Here is a 17,409-nt window from a genome sequence, read left to right on the forward strand (position 1 = left end):
TGTTAAGCGGCCTGACAGGCGGTTTAACCGGTGGTGGTCAAGGGGGTGGCTTGTTGGGTGGCCTGTTAGGTGGCTCAACCGGCAATCCCGGAACGGGTGCTGCTGCTTCAGGCGGCCTCTTGGGCGGTCTGCTGGGTGGTGGACAATCTGGCGGTCAGTCAGGTGGCCTGTTAGGCGGCTTGCTGGGCGGTGGCCAGGGTGGTGGCCTGCTTGGTGGTTTGCTGGGTGGCGGAGCTCAAGGCGGTTCAGGCAACGTACTGGACTTGGCTACGGGCATTACCTTGCCCCAAAACCAGCTTGGCAATACGCTTGACGGTGTGTTGACACCTGTTTTGAAACCGGTTGAAGGCCTGCTTAACTCCCTGTTGGGTGCCTTGGCTCCGGTTGTTAATCCGGTTGTAGGCGTTGTTAATGGTGTTACAAGCAACCTGGGTATCGAGTTGCCACAAAATCTGCATCTGGATCTGGTTGATGATTTGTCGTTGGCATTGCAGGGCAAACAGCCACTGGACCTGGCATTGTTGCAATCTGACGGTAATATTTTAGGTTTGGTGCAGCCTGCTGCTGCACCTACTCCCGGTAACCCAATCCCTGCCCCTGTTGTTGGTGAAATTGCAATTGGTGGTGGAGAAATAAACGGTTTGGGTACCGGTGCTCTTGCTACCGCTAATGGTGCAGGCGCCATGGCGATTGGTGATGGAGCCAAGGCCAGTGGTGCATTAACGACCGCTTTGGGTACAGGCGCAGCGGCTACGGCTGAGGCTACTGTGGCCTTGGGTGGTGCCGCTTCTGCGGCAAAGGCTGGCGCTACTGCCATAGGCTCTGGTGCTTCTGCCGCGGGAGAGGGTTCTACCGCTTTAGGTTTAGGTGCTCTGGCGACAGTCAATAACTCTGTGGCAATCGGTGCGCTTGCTCAAGCGACAGCAACAAATGCTGTTGCCCTGGGTACAGGCTCTGTTGCCGACGAAGCCAATACCGTTTCAGTCGGTTCAGTGGGTAATGAGCGTCGTATCACTAATGTTGCAAATGGCACTAAAGGCAGTGATGCCGCTACCGTTGGACAATTGACACCAGTTATTAATGCATTGGGTGGTGGTGCCAACATCGCGCTAAACGGTACAGTGACCGGCCCCACTTACAATGGTTTCTCTGATGCCAGTCAGTCATTTACTGATGTGGGAAGTGCCTTGTATTACCTGGATACTCGTGTTACCGACCTTGAAAATAACGTTGTGGGTGGCAATAATCTGGTACAGCAAGATACTGTTTCAAGAGATATTACTGTCGGTAAAGATACCGATGGCAGTGTGGTGAACTTTCAGAATAAAGACAGCCAGGCCCGTAAGTTGACTGGCGTGGCAGCGGGTGCAGTTAATGCAACAAGTACCGATGCTATCAACGGTGCTCAATTGCATGCGACCAATCAATCCATTGCCGATGCGCTGGGTGGAAATACAGTAGTTAATATTGATGGTTCCATTACTGGCACCACCTACAATATCAATGAGATTACTCAAGGTGGTATTGTTAACAATAACTACACTAATGTTGGAGATGCTTTTAACAGCGTCAGTAATTCCGTAACCAATCTATATAATCAGGTTAATGATGGCAAGATTGGTCTGGTTCAGCAGGCAAGTCCCAACGCAGCCATTACCGTAGGTAAATCTACAGGTGGCAACGAGGTTAATTTCAGGAATGAAAGTGGTGAGGCCCGTCGCCTGACCGGTGTTGCTGAAGCGGTTGACGGAACCGATGCCGTGAACCTGGATCAGGTTACCCGTATGGTTCAGGGTGCAACACCCGCTGATTTAACCGAAGTACGTAACGACATCTCATCCCTGCGTGGTGATGTCCGCCGTGTTGAAAAACGTGCTGATGCCGGTGCCGCAACTGCCATGGCTGTTGCAGGCCTGCCGCAGGCTTATTTGCCAGGCAAGAGCATGATTTCCATGGCTGGTGGTGTTTATGCCTCTGAGTCTGGTTATGCTATTGGTGCTTCTACTGTTACAGAAAACGGCAAGTGGGTACTTAAAGGTAGCGTGGCAGGATCTTCACGTGGCCAAATGGGTGCAACCGTTGGTGCCGGTTACCAGTGGTAATAAGCGCTCAGGACTAGAATCCTAGTCCTTGCGCCCAATAAAAAACCGCTATTCCCTGTAAGGGATAGCGGTTTTTTTAATGATGCATACTCATACCTTTTTGGTATGAATTGCAATAAATTCCGTATTAGACCCATCAGGCTTGTGCTTATATACTCTTGAAATATTAATGAAAAGCAGTATTTCATCAGAGGAAAAGATGGACGCAACGATTGTTGAAGTTAATACCCGGATTTTGGATATCCCTACCATCAGGCCACACAAAATGTCTGTGGCTACCATGCATTGCCAAAGCATTGTGCTGGTGCGCATCAAGACTTCTGATGGCATTGAAGGTATTGGAGAGGCCACGACCATTGGTGGCTTGAATTATGGTGGCGAAAGCCCTGAAAGCATCAAGACAAATATTGACAGTTATTTTGCGCCTCTTATTGTTGGTCAATCAGCCACTAAACTGGCGGCCTTGCGCAAACTGATCAATAAAACCATTAAAGACAATCGTTTTGCCAAGTGCGCGATAGAAACGGCTTTATACGATGCCTATGCCAAACGTCTTGGCGTTCCGCTGAATGCCCTGTTCGGTGGTGTGGTTGCCAATGAAATCAAAGTGGCCTGGACGCTGGCCAGTGGCGATACGCAAAAAGATATTGCCGAAGCAGAGCAGATGTTGGAAACACGTCGACACAATATATTCAAACTGAAAATTGGCATGCGCTCACCCAAAGACGATATCAAGCATATCGCTGCCATCAGGAAGGCTGTGGGTGATGATGTCAGCATTCGTGTTGATATCAATCAGGGCTGGTCTGAAACCCAGACAGTACAAAACCTGCGTGCTTTGGCTGATGTGGGTGTAGAGCTGGTGGAACAGCCGATTCATGAGAAAAACCTGGCGGGTATGCAACGCTTGACGGCGCTGGGCATTGTACCAATTATGGCCGATGAGTCCCTGAAAGGTCCGGAAGATGGGTTTACGCTTGCTTCACAGCATTGTGCCAATGTGTTCGCCATCAAGATTGAGCAGGCCGGTGGTTTGCAGCATGCCCGTGATTTGATTGGTATTGCGCAAGCGGCTGATATTGCCTTGTATGGTGGTACGATGCTTGAAGGATCTATTGCAACCATTGCAGCAGCCCATTTGTTTGCGACCTTGAACAATCTCGAGTGGGGGACTGAATTGTTTGGACCGCTTCTGTTGAAAGATGAGATTCTGGCAACACCGCTGGATTACAGTAATTTCACCCTGAAAATCCCAACCGGTCCGGGTCTGGGCATCAGTCTGGACGATGATAAGGTGAATTTTTACACACGCAAATAACGGCTATATAAGCGTTAAACATTTATTGAAATTTTTTATCACTTCGCAAAAGGAAGAGACATTATGAGTAAAGAGTCCGTTGCCGCGTTGCTGGCACAAATGCAGGCTACCGAGTCCCCCGTTGCCGATGAGCGCATCAAGGCAATCATCAATCGTATCATTAGCGATTTGTTCAATACGATCGAAGATTTTGATATTACCCCCAGCGAGTTCTGGACAGCATTGAATTTCCTGGCCAACAGTGGTCAGGAGTATGGCCTGATCGCAGCTGGTCTGGGTTTTGAGCGCTTGCTTGATATCCGTTTGGATGAGGAAGAGGCTGCTGCCGGTATTACCGGTGGTACACCACGTACTATTGAAGGACCTTTGTATGTGGCCGGTGCACCAGAATCCGTAGGATTTGCCCGTCTGGACAAGGATGGTGAGATTGGTGAGCCGCTGGTGATGGAAGGTGTGGTGCGTGATGAGGCAGGTAATCCGCTGAAAAACGCTTTGGTTGAAGTATGGCATGCCAACCACTTGGGCAATTATTCCCACTTCGATCCTTCACAGGAAGAGTTTAACCTGCGTCGCAGTATTCGTACCGATGAAAACGGCCGTTACTGTTTCCGCAGTGTGCTGCCCGTTGGATACAGTGTTCCTCCCGGTGGCGCAACCGATGTGATCCTGAAAAAACTGGGTCGTCATGGTCATCGTCCTGCACACATTCACTTCTTTGTGACCGCTGAAGGCCAGCGCAAGCTGACAACCCAGATCAATATTGATGGTGATCCATACCTGTGGGATGACTTCGCTTTTGCAACCCGTGAGGGATTGGTTCCTGAGGTCAAGAAAGAGTCTGATCCTGAAGTGATCAAGAAATATGACATGAATGGCCCATTCTCTCATATCGAATTCAACTTTGATCTGCATGCCGATCGCCAGAATTTGATCAGTACTGAAGTAACCCGCGCTCGCGCACAAGCTTAATGTTCGCACCTTTTCAGCATGGCTGGGAAGGTGCTTGCCATAAAGGCAGTTTGAGCAAATCGTTTTTTCTGCAACAATGCCGGCATATTCTGTTTAAACAGATATGCCGGCATTGTTGTCATGGCAGGGAGTTATCTCTTCAGAAAGTCTTCCAGGGCACGATTGAAGGCTTCACTGGCTTCAATATTGGACAAGTGTGAGGCATCCAGATCAACCCGTTTTGATCCGGCAATTTTTTCTGCCATCGCATCGGCATCGGCCACGGTGGTTACCGGATCATGGCTTCCAGCCACAATCAGGGTAGGCGTTTTGATCAGTGCGATTTTTTCACGTAAATCGGCTTTGGCCAAAGCATCGCAACATGAGGCATAGCCTTCGGCGTCCGTCTGGCGCAAGCCGTTAATCAGCGCATTAACACTAGCCGGGTTGGCCTGTACGAAGCCTTCGGTAAACCAGCGGCCGGCAGAACCATCGGCGACCGGATTCATGCCTTCAGAACGAACCAGAGCGGCCCGATCATTCCAGCCAGCTTCCTGGCCGATTTTGGCAGCGGTGTTGCACACCACCAGTTTATCCAGTTTTTCAGGAGCATGAATGCCCAGCCACTGTCCAATCAGACCACCCATTGAAATGCCGCAAAAACTGAACTTTTCGATGCCCAGGGCCTGGGTGATTTGCAGCACATCATTGCCCAGTTGTTCAAGCGTATAAGGGCCTTTGTTTTTGACGGATTCACCATGCCCACGGGTATCGTAGCTCAAGACACGATAGTTTTTGCTGAAATAGTCCACCTGTTTGGCCCACATGCTGTGGGTGGTACCCAGGGAGTTTGAGAAAAATAGAACCGGGGTGTTTTCGGGACCGTTCAACTCGTAGTTGAAGGTTTCATTATTAATCTGGATAGAGCTCATAAATGTTCCTGTTGCTGAAAAACAAAACAGCAAACCGGGTTTGAAGTTTGCTGTTATAAGATGACTGGGGTGACAAGCAGGTGGGTTAAATGGCCGAAGGATGTCGGCACAGGGCCGTTACCTTGATATCCATGTACGGGAACAGGGGCAGGCCAGACAGCAATGTGTGCAGTTCTTCATTGCTTTCCACATCAAAAATACTGACGTTTTTATATTCGCCCACCACGCGCCAGATGTAAGCCCATTTGCCGGAGCGTTGCAGTTCCTGTGAGTATGCCTTTTCAGTAGCCTTGATTTCATTGGCCACTTCCTCGGGCATATCGTGAGGAATATTAACGTTCATTTCAACCATGTATAGCATATGCGTTCCTTTAAAAAAGATAGTCCATGAGTATTCATTTTACTCAGTTCGCGGAAATTCCCGTGTCTTTGATGATTTTTTGCCATTTGGTGGTTTCATCCTGCAGGTAAGCTTTCAGTTCTTCAGGTGTGCTGCCGATTTTTTCCGCACCAATCGTGGCAAAGGTGGTTTTGACCTTTTCTGAGTCCATGGCGTTTAACATGGCTTTATTCAGTGTCTGGATAACGTCGTCGGGCGTGCCGGCTGGCGCAAAGGTGGCAAACCAAGGGGTCAATTCATAGCCTTTCAGCCCGCTTTCTGCAACCGTGGGCAGGTCGGGCAGGGTGGAAGAGCGTTTATCGGTTGTAATGGCCAGTGCCTTGAGTTTGCCTGCATCAATATGGGGTTTGGCAGAGGTAATGCTGTCAAACATGTAATCCACCTGTCCACCCAGTAAATCGGTGACAGCCGGGCCACTGCCACGGTATGGAACATGTAGCATGTCCAGTTTGCCCAGGTAAGTAAACAATGCACCCGCCAGGTGAATGGAAGTGCCCACACCTGCCGAGGCGTAGGTGTATTTACCGGGGTTTTCTTTGCTCTGTTCAATCACGTCCTTGACTGAGTTGACATCATTGCGGCTATCCTGGGTGACCAGAATATTGGGGACGGCGGCCAGCAGGGAAATGGGGGAAAAGTCCTTGATGGGGTCGTAAGTGAGTTGTTTGTATAATGAGGGGTTGACTGCCATGCCGTTGGCAACAATCATGATGGTATAACCATCGGGTTTGGCACTGGCAACTTGCGCAGCACCAATATTGCCGCCTGCACCGGGTTTATTTTCAACCACAATAGATTGGCCCAGTTCCTGGCTCATGGCTTCACCCAGCGTGCGGGCAATAACATCCATGGCACCACCGGGCGGGAAGGGAACAATCCAGGAAATCGGACGCTCGGGGTAGGCGGCCAGCGCGCTATTGGAAAGAGCAAGCAAACTGCCGGCAGTGGCAAGTGTTAATATTTTTTTTGCCACAAATGAACGATTGCGGTTTGGCATCAGGGAAATCTCCGGAATTAAGGTATGGAATATATCCTGTCATAGGGAATGACTGAATGGGATATAGCCATATGATTTAATATAGATGAAATAATTATCCTTGTAGTTTTTTCTGCTGTCTAAGACTATATTTGTAGGTGTCAATACTTTAAAGGTATGGGTTATGGAGTTAAGACAAATTCGGTACTTTCATTGTGTTGCACGGGAACTTAGTTTTACCCGGGCGGCCAAGTTACTGCATATCGCGCAGCCGCCGTTAAGCAGACAAATCAAACTACTGGAGGAAGAACTGGGGGTCAAGGTCTTCGAGCGCCAGGGGCGTGGAATCCGTCTTACTGATGCGGGCAAGTACTTTATGGATCATACCCAGAAAATGACCCAGCAGCTGGAAGAGACCATCAAGGCTACGCAACGGATCGGCAAGAAAGACCGTGTCTGGTTTGGTGTGGGGTTTGTGCCTTCCACGCTTTATGGCTACATGCCTGATTTTATCCGTGCTTTAAGGGAATTGAGTGAGCAGGTGGAAATCGGTCTGGTGGAAATGACGACCTTGCAACAGTTTGAAGCCTTGAAAATGGGACGTATTGATCTTGGTATCGGGCGGATCAAATTAAGCGATCCTGAAATTGCACGTGTGGTGCTGCGTGATGAATCCCTGGTGGTGGCTGTGCCCAGATATCACCGGTTGGCCAGTGTGGCGGGGGTTGGGGTCAATGAAATCTTGCAGGAATCACTGATTGTGTATCCGGCCGCTCCTCGTCCCAGTTATGCGGACCATGTTCTGGATTTGTTCAGTCAGCATGGGTATGTGCCCAATGTCGTGCAGGAAGTCAACGAGTTGCAAACGGCGATTGGCCTGGTGGCCGCCGGTATCGGTATTGCGCTGGTTCCCGAGTCGGTGAGACGATTGTTGCGTGACGATGTGGTTTATATTGACTTTCAGGCGGTTGGGTTCACTTCACCGATCATGATGAGTTGGCGTAAAAATGATGAGTCAGGACTCTTGAAAGACGTTGTGGCGCTGGCTAAAAACATGGCAATGGAATATAAGTAAGAATATAAGTAAATAAGTAAAGCAGTCATCAACAGGAAATACCTGGGGTGTTTTCAAAGGAGGTTGATATGCGGCATGAACAGATTTCAGACAATCAAGTCACGGGTTTGTGCAATTACAATATTTTTGACTCTGATCCTGCATTAAAAGAAGCCCTTAGATCCCTGGGCGCTTCATGGGCCTTGGAAGATTGCCAGGAATATGGTGCCCTGATGGGGTCTGCCCCCTTATTGCAACATGCGGTCAATGCCAATAAGCATCCACCGCAGCTCAGGATGTTGAAGCAGGCGGATCATCAAACGGCCACCATTTCTTTTCATGACAGTTGGCACGAGCTGTTACGCAACCTGTTTCAACAGGGCGTTCATGCCGATGCCTGGCAAAGCAATGCCCATGTCAGACGGGCGGCATTGTTTTATTTGCATGGTCAAACCGAAGCGGGCAGTCTGTGTCCGGTTACCATGACCTTTGCGTCCATTCCTGCCTTGAAATATGAGTCCTGGTTTGAGATGCTGGTACCGCATTTGTACAGTCGGGAATACGATGCGTCCGATCAACCCCTGGAAGGCAAGAAAGGCATGATGATTGGCATGGGCATGACCGAAAAACAGGGAGGATCCGATGTCCGTGCCAATACCACGATTGCAGAACCATCAGGTCAGTTCGCACACACCCAGACTTATCGCCTGAATGGGCATAAATGGTTTTTTTCTTCGCCACTTTCCGATGCCCATCTGGTTCTGGCGCAATCAAAAGGCGAGTTAAGTTGTTTTTATGTACCGCGCTGGTGCCCCGATGGCCAACTGAACGGAGTACAAATACAGGCGCTTAAAGACAAAATGGGTAACCGCTCCAATGCCAGTGCCGAAGTTTTGCTGCAAAACGCCTGGGCCTTGCCTGTCGGTGAGCCAGGGCGGGGCATACAGGCCATTATTAAAATGGTGGCTCAAACCAGGCTTGACTGTGTATTGGGTAGTGCGGCTTTGTTACGCCAGGCAGTGGTGCAGGCCGTATATCATGCCCGACACAGAAGGGTATTCGGTAAGAGACTGGTTGAGCAGCCTTTGATGCAAATGGTCTTGTGTGATCTTGTACTGGAAAGCGAGGCGGCCATGTGGTTGTCCATGGTGCTTGCGCATGCGATGGAAAACCGGCATTCAGACCTGTCCCGAGCCTATGCACGCATTGTGACGCCTGCGGCCAAGTTCTGGGTATGCAAGCGGGCGGTTGAAACGGTTGCTGAATGCATGGAAGTCTGGGGCGGTAATGGTTATGTGGAAGACGGCCCCATGCCGCGTTTGCTGCGTGAGGCACCGGTTAACTCAATTTGGGAGGGTTCAGGCAATGTAATGTGCCTGGATGTCTTGCGGGCTTTACGCAACGAGCCCGAGTTGACAGAGATCTTGCTGGGCAATCTTTCCGCTGAGGCGGGCATGCATGCTTTGTTGAGCCAGGCGATCAACACGCTCAAGATGCGTTTGCGTCATGATGCCCATGAGCTTGAGTACGGTGCCCGGCAGGTGGTGCAGGAACTGATTTTGCTGGCGCAAGCCACCCTGATGTGTCATTATGCGCCTTCGTATGTTGCCGATGCCTTTATTCAAAGCCGGTTTTCACCGGGTGGGCGTATTGTCGGGGCGCATGTTTATGCCGATCCCCAGGAAATACTGAAAAGGGCTGTGGTTTTTTGAAGGATGTATTTAAATGAAGTACCAACTGGATGATAAACCCCGTGCATTTCCCATGCTGATGTATGGGTTGCAGTGGTTTAGTATCGCGGTACCTTCTTTGCTTATTATTGGCAGTGTGGTGGCGGTTTTGCAGGGGCGGGATGTTTTTGCCCAGATCATGTATATGCAAAAACTGTTTGCTGTATGCGGGCTTGTCATGTTTGTGCAAGTGTTGTGGGGGCACAGGCTGCCCCTGATCGTGGGCCCCGCATCGGTATTGCTGTTGGGTGTTGTGGCGGGAACCGGTTCTGAGGCGGCCATCTATACCGCCATAGGAACCGGGGGTGCTTGCATTGCCTTATTGGCCTTTAGTGGCGGGTTGAGTAAAATCCAGAAAATTTTTACGCCCCGGGTAGTGGTGGTTATTTTGGTTTTGGTGGCGATTACCCTGTCACCGCTCATTTTGCATTTATCCATGGGTGAAACCGGCCCGGCAGCCGGTAATCTGGTCTTTGCCATTTCATTAACGCTCATAATGTTGGTGGGTAACAGGTGGCTGGCGGGTGTCTGGAAATCCATGGTGGTTTTGCTGGGTCTGGTGCTGGGCTCGCTGGTGTATTTTAGTCTTGCCGGCTGGCCTGGCAGTTTGCCTGCGGTGTTACCCCGGGCAGAAACGGGTGCCCTGTTTGTGACTTCGTTGGTGTGGCAGCCCGAGTTTGATGCGCCAACCCTGTTGGCATTTTTCTTCAGTTTTATTGCTCTCATGATTAATGAACTGGGTTCCATCCAGGGGGTAGGTGCCATGCTGGGTGCTCATAATATGCCCGAGCGTAGCAAAAAGGGAGTAGGCGTCACCGGGCTGGGTAATATGATTGCTGGTTTTTTTGGTGTGATTGGTCCAATTGATTACTCCATGAGCCCGGGCGTGATTGCGGCTACCCAATGTGCTTCGCGTTATCCGTTGGTGCTGGCAGGATTGCTGTTGGTGCTATGTTCATGGGTGCCGGATATTATCGGTTTCATGACCCTGATACCTGCCGTTGTTATGGGGGCAGCGTTATTGTATGTGATGTCGGCACAATTGGCGGCATCTTTGCAAATGCTGGTCCGGGAAAAGGGCGTTGTTGATTTTTACAGTGGCGTAACCATCGCTTTTCCGGTCATGCTTTCTATTCTGATTGCTTTTCTGCCCCCCGAGGTGGTGGCGCAGATTCCTGCCATGGCACGACCCATAGCTGGTAATGGTTTTATCATGGGGTGTATTGTGGTGTTATTGCTTGAGCATACCCTGAACCGTCAGCCTTAGTTTTTGCCCGTTGTCGGCTGCAGCAGCTGCTCATGCTTTTCCATGATGTAAAGCCTGCTCATGGAAAAGCATATCTGTCTTTAAATTTTTTTCAGAAATTCGGACTTCAGCATCATGTTGCTGCCTTCAATCTTGCAGGCAATGTCATGGTCACCGTCTACGATACGGATGTTTTTAACCTTGGTACCTTGTTTGATGACCTGTGATGAACCCTTGATTTTCAGATCCTTGATCAGGGTGACACTGTCGCCATCTTGCAAAACGGTGCCATTGCTGTCTTTAACCACGCGCCCTTCTTCAGCCTGGGCCTGTTCGCCCTCAAGCCATTCATGCCCACATTCAGGGCAAACCCATTGTATGCCATCGTTGTAAGTCAGTTCAGAAGTGCATTGTGGACAGGGGGGAAAGCTCATGGATTGTTTCCTTTGGTTATTAAGCGTTAAAATCGTTTAAGTGTAGCAATTTTACCGGGATAATTCCCCTAAGTGCATTAACGGCCAGAATAATTTCAGCGTTTTCCACTTGCTCGCGGGTAATGGTTTTTTCTGTTACCGTCCATGCCGCGTTAGTGGGATGTGCGTTTGCGGGAGTATGAGCGGCAAGCCAATGCGCTGGATTTTGCATGATTTGTTCGCGCATCACGCTGCGCAAAATATCCAGCTCCAGTGGCGGCGTCTGCCATTGGCCCTGATGGTAAATGAAAATGCTGCTGCGCGCGCCTTCGAGCAGAAAACCATCCTGATTAAAACAAAGACTGTCAAAGGCCTGATGTTGTATGGCCCGGTGCATGTGTTCATCGTATGGTTGACGGTGGCTGGTTTTGTAACGACGCAAAAAATCCTGATTGGGAAAGCAAACCGGGGCAATGATCACGCTTTGCTTTTCTTGTGCAAGGGGCTCCAGCGCGGCATGCTGAATGCTCAGGGAACCATTGTCATGTAAACTGGCCTTAACCCGATAGCCCAGGGGATGTCCGGTGTTTTTATCTTGCCGCTGCAATTGACTGAAGTGGCTGGTGAGCTGTTGACGCACGCTTGCTTCATGAAAGACAAATCCCAGCTCATGGGCGGAACGTTTCAGGCGTGATAAATGGACTTCAAGAAGGAGACATTTTCCCTGCTCATACAGCATGGTTTCAAACAGAGTGAAATCAATGGGCAGGCTTTGTAAAAAACGGTATTTCCAGTGACATTCTTCATATTCGCTTTCAGCGGTGCTGTCATACACGATACCCGATCCCACTCCCATGATACCGGTAAAGTGAAGCGGTGAGGGCAGGGTGTTGGCTGTGGGTGTGGGTCGTGTGGTTTTGTCTGGCGTTGACTCTGTCAGATTTAAGGTTCGGATGACAACATTGAGTTTGCCACAAAAGCCCAGTCCGCCCTCGCAGGGCTCGAGATAGCCGATACTGCCGGTATACAGGCCACGGTCACGCCGTTCATATTTGGCAATCAGTTCCATACTTCTTTTTTTAGGCGCGCCGGTAATGGAGCCGCACGGAAAGAGTGCCTGAAAAATATCACCCATATGGGTATTGGGTTTTGCCTGGGCATAAATGGGGGTGGTCATTTGCAATACCGGACCAAACGGTGTGACTTTAAAAAGTTCGGGTACCTTCACACCATTTGGCACGGCAACTTTACTTAGGTCATTACGCAGTAAATCAACGATCATGACATTTTCCGCCCGGTTTTTGGGGTCGGCCTGCAGTGCTTTGGCACGGGCGTCGTTCCGGCCATCATCCAGAGCGGGTACCGTGCCTTTCATGGGCTCGGTATGAATGCTCCCATCGTGGCGGATGTCCAGAAACAGTTCAGGTGAAAAGCAGAGGGTCCAGCAGGCACTGGGTGCTGTTTCATTGCCTGTGTGAGCGGATGATGCGGGCAGGCAGGCCAGGGCCCCGTATGGCACGGCTTGTTTTGCCCGTAATTTCTGATAGAGCTTAAAGGGCGAGCCATAGGTTTGAAAATGCAGCTGGGTGGTATAGTTGATTTGGTAAACTTCACCAGCGGCAATGTCTTGCCGGATCTGTTCGATGCTTTCAATGTAATCGGCCTGGTTCTGCGCCAGCGTTGGTCGTAACAGGCCGGCGGGTTCTTCAGGACTGAACTGGGCATGTAACCACGCCTGGATGGCTTCCAGGTTGTTGAGTACGGTTTTTTTGGTAAACCAGAGAACCTGCAGGGCATGTTGCGCTTGCGTAAAAGTGCCCGTGTCTGGCAGCTCTGTTTTTTTTAGCCCGATTATGTCCTGACCCAAACCATAGGGCGCCCACACAATGGCATGCCGGTTTTTTTGCCAGCCCTGCAGCAGCAGGGATTGCAAGTGCCCGAGGTCATCGGCTTTTATGCTGTCAGTGTGAACCAGTTGTTCGTGCAGCAGTCCGGTTTGGGTAACCGCATCATCCAGAAGAACAAAAAAAGGGGGGTGCATACGTAAATCACTGCCACAAAAAAGGTATTATAGCTTGTGGCAGTGTTGACGTTTAAGTTTGCCGTATTAAATGCAAACGGCTTACCTTACAGGCAGGCCATATAACAGGCCGCCTTCATTCCATTGGGCATTCAGGCCGCGCTTGATTTTAAGCGGGCTGTCCTGACCCACATTGCGCTCAAAGCTTTCACCATAATTGCCAACCTGTTTAATGATGTTGTAAGCCCACTTTTCATCCAATCCCAGGTTTTTGCCGGCACCGGGTGTCACGCCCAGCAAACGCTGCACATTGGGATTGGTGCTTTGGAGTGCTTCATCAACATTGGCAGAAGTCAGTCCCAGCTCTTCGGCGTTGATGAGGGCTTGTAAAGTCCATTTGACAATATTCAGCCACTGGTCATCACCCTGGCGTACAAATGGGCCCAATGGCTCTTTGGAAATGATTTCCGTTAGGACCTCGTAGTCATCGGGGTTGCTTAATTTTGAAATACGGATGGAAGCCAGGCCTGAGGCATCGGTGGTGAATACATCACAACGGCCTGCCGCAAAGGCATTGACGACTTCATTGAACTGGTCAAATACAACGGGGGTGTATTTAATATTGTTGGCGCGTGCCCAGTCGGCCATCGTGTTTTCATTGGACGTGCCGGTTTGCATGCAAACGGTGGCACCATCCAGCTCCTTGGCATTTTTAACGCCCAGCTTTTTGGGTACCAAAAAGCCCTGGCCATCATAAAAGTTGATGCCGGCACCCAAAATGCCCAGTGCGGTATCACGCTGTTGGGTAATGGTCGTGTTGCGGGTCAGAACATCGACCTCGCCCGATTGCAGGGCGGTAAAACGCTGCTGGGAATTCAGGGGGACTGCCTTGAATTTGTTGGCATCACCCAAAACAGCCGCTGCAATTGATTTGCACAGATCCACATCAAGCCCTTCCCACTCGCCTTTGGCATTGGGGGCCGAAAAACCGGCAAATCCGGTGGTGGTACCACACAGAACCTCACCGCGCTGTTTGATGGTGTCCAGCGTGGATGCCTGTGCCGTTTGAGCACCGGCAATCAGTGCAAAAGCGGCCAGCGTATATGTCAATGTTTTCATTTTTCAGGAACTCCTTTGTTTACATTTGCAGGATCAGATGGTCAAACCATACCGAAGAACCAGCTGTTTTGGAACGAAATTTTTATTGCTTGGTTATTACCCGATTTTATAAGGTTATTGGGTTTTATCATTGGAATTCGGGCAGAGCACCGAATTAAAACCGGCAGCCCGCCCGGCAGGCGGTGCTTAGTTGGGATGCAAGTGGGTGGCCTGTCCGTTTTTATGAAGTATGTACGTTCTTTGCGCAGTGTTGGTGGGGACACTGTTTTTTGTCTTGGCCTTGGGAGGCTGGGCTTGCAGGGTGGGATTGATCAACCCGATAATATCGGGTTGGCTCTGGAGCATGTCTATCACATCCCGGGCAGGAACCGGTCCTTCAAGCACGTAAGGCCCTGCCTGGGCTGTTTGGCATGAAGCCAGCTCATCAGGAATGCCGAATTGTCTGCGGTACATCGTTGTATCAGGAACGGTTTGGATATTCAGGTGAAAACCCGAATGTTGCATCTCTTGTGCCCATTGTTTGCAGCAGTTGCAACTTGCCGTTTGCCAGATATTAATCGTGGGTACTGATTGGGCTGGTGCTACAATGGGGGCCAGCAATGCCATGCAAAGCAAGGTTTTGAGCATTGTTTTTCGGCTTACCAGAATGAAATCGTATGTTGTCGGATTCATTTTGTGTCTCGCATGTCTCAGGTTGTTTTTATGATAATCAGCTTGTGATGTTACCCTTGATTCTATTGATTTTCATCAAATCAATATAACATATTGTTGCAATTAGAGTGTATTTGTAAGCAAGAGGGTGTATTACCGATTATAAAGTGAAGTGTGCATTTATTGATGCATTATTTTATTACGCGCAGTATTGCGTTTTTTTTTCGTGAAGTAAAAATATGTCAACTAATTCAAGAATAAAATGTGCTGCATTGCAAAACCGAGTGATGAGTGCGGATGAGGCAGCTAAATTAATTCCGTCCGGTGTTAATGTCGGCATGAGCGGTTTTACCGGTGCCGGCTATCCCAAAGCCATTCCGCTTGCATTGGCCAAGCACATCAAATCGGTTCATGATCAGGGCAAACCGTTTCGTATCAGCGTCTGGACAGGCGCTTCAACCGCCCCTGAGCTGGACGGTGTTCTGGCAGAGGTTGATGGCATTGAAATGCGTTTACCCTATCAGTCTGATCCCGTTTGCCGTCAGAAAATCAATTCAGGCCAAATGAATTACATGGATATTCACCTGTCACATGTCGCTCAGTTTGCCTGGTTTGGTTTTTTTGGAAAACTGGATATTGCGGTTATTGAAGTTGCGGGCATTTTGGAGGATGGTCGTTTGATTCCTGCCGCCTCTGTGGGTAACAATAAAACCTGGATTGACCAGGCAGACAAGGTTATTATTGAAGTCAACCATAAATTAAGTGAAAAGCTCGAGGGCATGCACGATATTTACTATGGTACGGCTTTGCCGCCCAATCGCAAGCCCATCATGATGGCCGAGCCCGACCAGCGAATTGGCGAGCCTTATCTGCGTTGCCCCTTGGATAAGATTATTGCGGTTGTTGAAACCAATGAAACAGACCGGGTCAACAAGTTTACCGAGCCCGATGAAACCTCCAAACGCATTGCCAAACATATTCTGGCGTTTTTTAGCCAGGAAGTGGCAGCAGGTCGTTTGCCCAAGAACCTGTTGCCCTTGCAATCCGGGGTGGGCAATATTGCCAATGCCGTGATGGCTGGTCTTAATGAAGGTGAGTTTGAAAATCTGAAGGCGTTTACCGAAGTGATCCAGGATGGCATGCTGGACATGATCAAATCCGGAAAACTCGTTAGCGCCTCTGCTACAGCCTTGTCTTTAAGCGCCGACGGGCTTAAAGAGTTAAATGATAATATCGATTTTTATCGTGAACGTATCCTTTTGCGTACCCAGGAAATCAGCAATCACCCTGAAATTGTGCGGCGTCTTGGCATTATCGCCATTAATGGCATGATCGAGGCCGATATCTATGGTAATGTGAATTCAACGCATATTATGGGAAGCAGTATCATGAACGGCATTGGCGGTTCGGGTGACTTTGCCCGCAATGGTTATATGTCATTCTTTGTGACCCCCTCAACAGCCAAAGACGGTGCCATTTCCGCGATTGTCCCCATGGTTTCTCACGTAGACCACACTGAGCATGATGTCCAGATCATCGTGACCGAACAGGGACTGGCCGATTTGCGAGGCCTGTCACCACGTCAGCGCGCAATTTGCATCATCGAAAACTGTGCGCATCCTGATTACAAGGCAGCTTTGCTTGATTATTTTGAGCGGGCCTGCAATTCAGGACGTGGGATCCATACGCCACATGTTTTGTCAGAAGCCTTGAGCTGGCATGACCGCTATGAAAAAACCGGTCATATGTAAACCGGTTTGGCAGCTTTGCCATGATCCCGCATGATTCATGCACAATAAAAAGACATGCTTAACAAGCATGTCTTTTTATTGTGGGGCGCGGGAAAGTTGTCAGGCCGCGTTCAAGTGATAACGCAGATCAATTACATTGGATCAAGCACATGATAGTATGTTCAAAACGGAATAAGTAGCATTATTTAATTTTGGATTTTTAATTATTTATTTTGATAAAGGTGGCATATGAAAAAATCAATGCTTGTAGTGTCTTTGGGACTGTCTGCAGTCTTGATGTCGGGGGCATATGCCCAGCATGGACACGGCCATGGTCATGCCATGAATATCGAAGTAAGCACCGAAAAGGGTACCAACAATGTTTCCATTGAAAAATGCTGGGTACGCCTGATGCCCTCAGTCACCCCTTCGGGTGGTTTTTTTGATATCAAGAATCATGACACCACACAAATAGCGGTTATCAAGGCTATTGAAACAGATGCGTTTGAAGAGACCATGCTGCATCGTTCTTATATGAAAGATGGACAGTCGGGCATGGAAATGGTGCCTGAAGTCATCGTCAAGGCAGGTGAAACCTTGCATTTTGCACCTGGCGGGTTTCATGCCATGCTTGAAAAGCCGGCTGCAGGCCTGAAAGCGGGCGATAAAATACAAACCCGTTTTGTACTGGGTACCGGAGACAGAATTCCGGTTACTTGTGAATTGAAGCCGGTCAATGCCCGGTCGTTTGACCATTAAATATCGGTTAT

General features: G+C 49.5%; 15 protein-coding genes. 8 read left to right on the forward strand and 7 right to left on the reverse strand.

What is annotated here, in order from left to right; all coding sequences use genetic code 11:
• The 3 genes from KU392_RS13520 to catA all read left to right on the forward strand — a co-directional run.
• Positions 1 to 2,102: YadA family autotransporter adhesin (locus KU392_RS13520; protein WP_217735556.1), on the forward strand; the 2,102-nt coding region annotated here is incomplete at its 5' end.
• A 169-nt stretch (positions 2,103 to 2,271) separates the two neighbouring features.
• Positions 2,272 to 3,420, forward strand: coding sequence for a muconate/chloromuconate family cycloisomerase (locus tag KU392_RS13525; protein WP_425514661.1), 1,149 nt, complete (start codon positions 2,272 to 2,274; stop codon positions 3,418 to 3,420).
• A 63-nt stretch (positions 3,421 to 3,483) separates the two neighbouring features.
• Positions 3,484 to 4,389: a catechol 1,2-dioxygenase gene (gene catA / locus KU392_RS13530; protein WP_169295423.1), complete on the forward strand. Its 906-nt coding sequence runs from the start codon at positions 3,484 to 3,486 to the stop codon at positions 4,387 to 4,389.
• Between the two features lie 131 nt (positions 4,390 to 4,520).
• On the opposite strand, the gene pcaD is transcribed toward catA, so the two are convergent.
• From pcaD to KU392_RS13545, 3 genes are all read right to left on the reverse strand, one after another.
• The gene (gene pcaD / locus KU392_RS13535) at positions 4,521 to 5,300 is read right to left on the reverse strand and encodes a 3-oxoadipate enol-lactonase (protein WP_169295422.1); all 780 of its coding nucleotides are present in this window, start codon (positions 5,298 to 5,300) and stop codon (positions 4,521 to 4,523) included.
• Between the two features lie 85 nt (positions 5,301 to 5,385).
• Positions 5,386 to 5,661: a muconolactone Delta-isomerase gene (gene catC / locus KU392_RS13540; RefSeq protein WP_169295421.1), complete on the reverse strand. Its 276-nt coding sequence runs from the start codon at positions 5,659 to 5,661 to the stop codon at positions 5,386 to 5,388.
• Positions 5,662 to 5,704: 43 nt separating this feature from the next.
• Complete coding sequence (locus KU392_RS13545) at positions 5,705 to 6,697, reverse strand: Bug family tripartite tricarboxylate transporter substrate binding protein (RefSeq protein WP_169295420.1); 993 nt, start codon at positions 6,695 to 6,697, stop codon at positions 5,705 to 5,707.
• Between the two features lie 163 nt (positions 6,698 to 6,860).
• Here KU392_RS13545 and KU392_RS13550 point away from each other — a divergent pair, with 163 nt between their 5' ends.
• The 3 genes from KU392_RS13550 (at position 6,861) to KU392_RS13560 (ending at position 10,727) form a co-directional block, all read left to right on the forward strand.
• Positions 6,861 to 7,751 (forward strand): LysR family transcriptional regulator, encoded by an 891-nt coding sequence (locus tag KU392_RS13550; RefSeq protein WP_217735557.1) that lies wholly within the window; start codon positions 6,861 to 6,863, stop codon positions 7,749 to 7,751.
• 68 nt (positions 7,752 to 7,819) lie between these two features.
• Positions 7,820 to 9,442: an acyl-CoA dehydrogenase family protein gene (locus KU392_RS13555; protein WP_169295418.1), complete on the forward strand. Its 1,623-nt coding sequence runs from the start codon at positions 7,820 to 7,822 to the stop codon at positions 9,440 to 9,442.
• A gap of 13 nt (positions 9,443 to 9,455) precedes the next feature.
• Positions 9,456 to 10,727: a solute carrier family 23 protein gene (locus tag KU392_RS13560; RefSeq protein WP_169295417.1), complete on the forward strand. Its 1,272-nt coding sequence runs from the start codon at positions 9,456 to 9,458 to the stop codon at positions 10,725 to 10,727.
• A gap of 80 nt (positions 10,728 to 10,807) precedes the next feature.
• On the opposite strand, the gene KU392_RS13565 is transcribed toward KU392_RS13560, so the two are convergent.
• From KU392_RS13565 to KU392_RS13580, 4 genes are all read right to left on the reverse strand, one after another.
• The gene (locus KU392_RS13565; RefSeq protein ID WP_169295416.1) at positions 10,808 to 11,140 is read right to left on the reverse strand and encodes a zinc ribbon domain-containing protein YjdM; all 333 of its coding nucleotides are present in this window, start codon (positions 11,138 to 11,140) and stop codon (positions 10,808 to 10,810) included.
• Positions 11,141 to 11,159: 19 nt separating this feature from the next.
• Positions 11,160 to 13,160 carry a bifunctional chorismate-binding protein/class IV aminotransferase gene (locus KU392_RS13570; RefSeq protein ID WP_217735558.1) on the reverse strand — a complete coding sequence of 667 codons (2,001 nt, stop codon included), beginning with the start codon at positions 13,158 to 13,160 and terminating at the stop codon, positions 11,160 to 11,162.
• Positions 13,161 to 13,241: 81 nt separating this feature from the next.
• Positions 13,242 to 14,258, reverse strand: coding sequence for an amino acid ABC transporter substrate-binding protein (locus KU392_RS13575; RefSeq protein WP_169295414.1), 1,017 nt, complete (start codon positions 14,256 to 14,258; stop codon positions 13,242 to 13,244).
• A 186-nt stretch (positions 14,259 to 14,444) separates the two neighbouring features.
• Entirely contained in the window at positions 14,445 to 14,930 is a 486-nt protein-coding gene (locus tag KU392_RS13580; RefSeq protein WP_169295413.1) for a DUF411 domain-containing protein, read from the reverse strand.
• A 218-nt stretch (positions 14,931 to 15,148) separates the two neighbouring features.
• Between KU392_RS13580 and scpC the strand changes: the two genes are divergently transcribed.
• A complete protein-coding gene (gene scpC, locus KU392_RS13585; RefSeq protein WP_169295412.1) occupies positions 15,149 to 16,660 on the forward strand; it encodes a succinyl-CoA:acetate CoA-transferase ScpC in 1,512 nt (503 codons plus the stop codon).
• 240 nt (positions 16,661 to 16,900) lie between these two features.
• A complete protein-coding gene (locus KU392_RS13590) occupies positions 16,901 to 17,398 on the forward strand; it encodes a copper chaperone PCu(A)C (RefSeq protein WP_217735559.1) in 498 nt (165 codons plus the stop codon).
• Positions 17,399 to 17,409: the final 11 nt, after the last annotated feature.

The sequence above is a fragment of the Advenella alkanexedens genome (genome assembly GCF_019132845.1).
Classification (GTDB): domain Bacteria; phylum Pseudomonadota; class Gammaproteobacteria; order Burkholderiales; family Burkholderiaceae_B; genus Advenella; species Advenella alkanexedens.

Bases quoted from the DNA above. Each gene is read 5' to 3' on its own strand.
- KU392_RS13525 (WP_425514661.1), top strand. From the start codon at position 2,272: ATGAAAAGCAGTATTTCATCAGAGGAAAAGATGGACGCAACGATTGTT.
- catA (WP_169295423.1), top strand. From the start codon at position 3,484: ATGAGTAAAGAGTCCGTTGCCGCGTTGCTGGCACAAATGCAGGCTACC.
- pcaD (WP_169295422.1), bottom strand. From the start codon at position 5,300: ATGAGCTCTATCCAGATTAATAATGAAACCTTCAACTACGAGTTGAAC.
- catC (WP_169295421.1), bottom strand. From the start codon at position 5,661: ATGCTATACATGGTTGAAATGAACGTTAATATTCCTCACGATATGCCC.
- KU392_RS13545 (WP_169295420.1), bottom strand. From the start codon at position 6,697: ATGCCAAACCGCAATCGTTCATTTGTGGCAAAAAAAATATTAACACTT.
- KU392_RS13550 (WP_217735557.1), top strand. From the start codon at position 6,861: ATGGAGTTAAGACAAATTCGGTACTTTCATTGTGTTGCACGGGAACTT.
- KU392_RS13555 (WP_169295418.1), top strand. From the start codon at position 7,820: ATGCGGCATGAACAGATTTCAGACAATCAAGTCACGGGTTTGTGCAAT.
- KU392_RS13560 (WP_169295417.1), top strand. From the start codon at position 9,456: ATGAAGTACCAACTGGATGATAAACCCCGTGCATTTCCCATGCTGATG.
- KU392_RS13565 (WP_169295416.1), bottom strand. From the start codon at position 11,140: ATGAGCTTTCCCCCCTGTCCACAATGCACTTCTGAACTGACTTACAAC.
- KU392_RS13570 (WP_217735558.1), bottom strand. From the start codon at position 13,160: ATGCACCCCCCTTTTTTTGTTCTTCTGGATGATGCGGTTACCCAAACC.
- KU392_RS13575 (WP_169295414.1), bottom strand. From the start codon at position 14,258: ATGAAAACATTGACATATACGCTGGCCGCTTTTGCACTGATTGCCGGT.
- KU392_RS13580 (WP_169295413.1), bottom strand. From the start codon at position 14,930: ATGAATCCGACAACATACGATTTCATTCTGGTAAGCCGAAAAACAATG.
- scpC (WP_169295412.1), top strand. From the start codon at position 15,149: ATGTCAACTAATTCAAGAATAAAATGTGCTGCATTGCAAAACCGAGTG.
- KU392_RS13590 (WP_217735559.1), top strand. From the start codon at position 16,901: ATGCTTGTAGTGTCTTTGGGACTGTCTGCAGTCTTGATGTCGGGGGCA.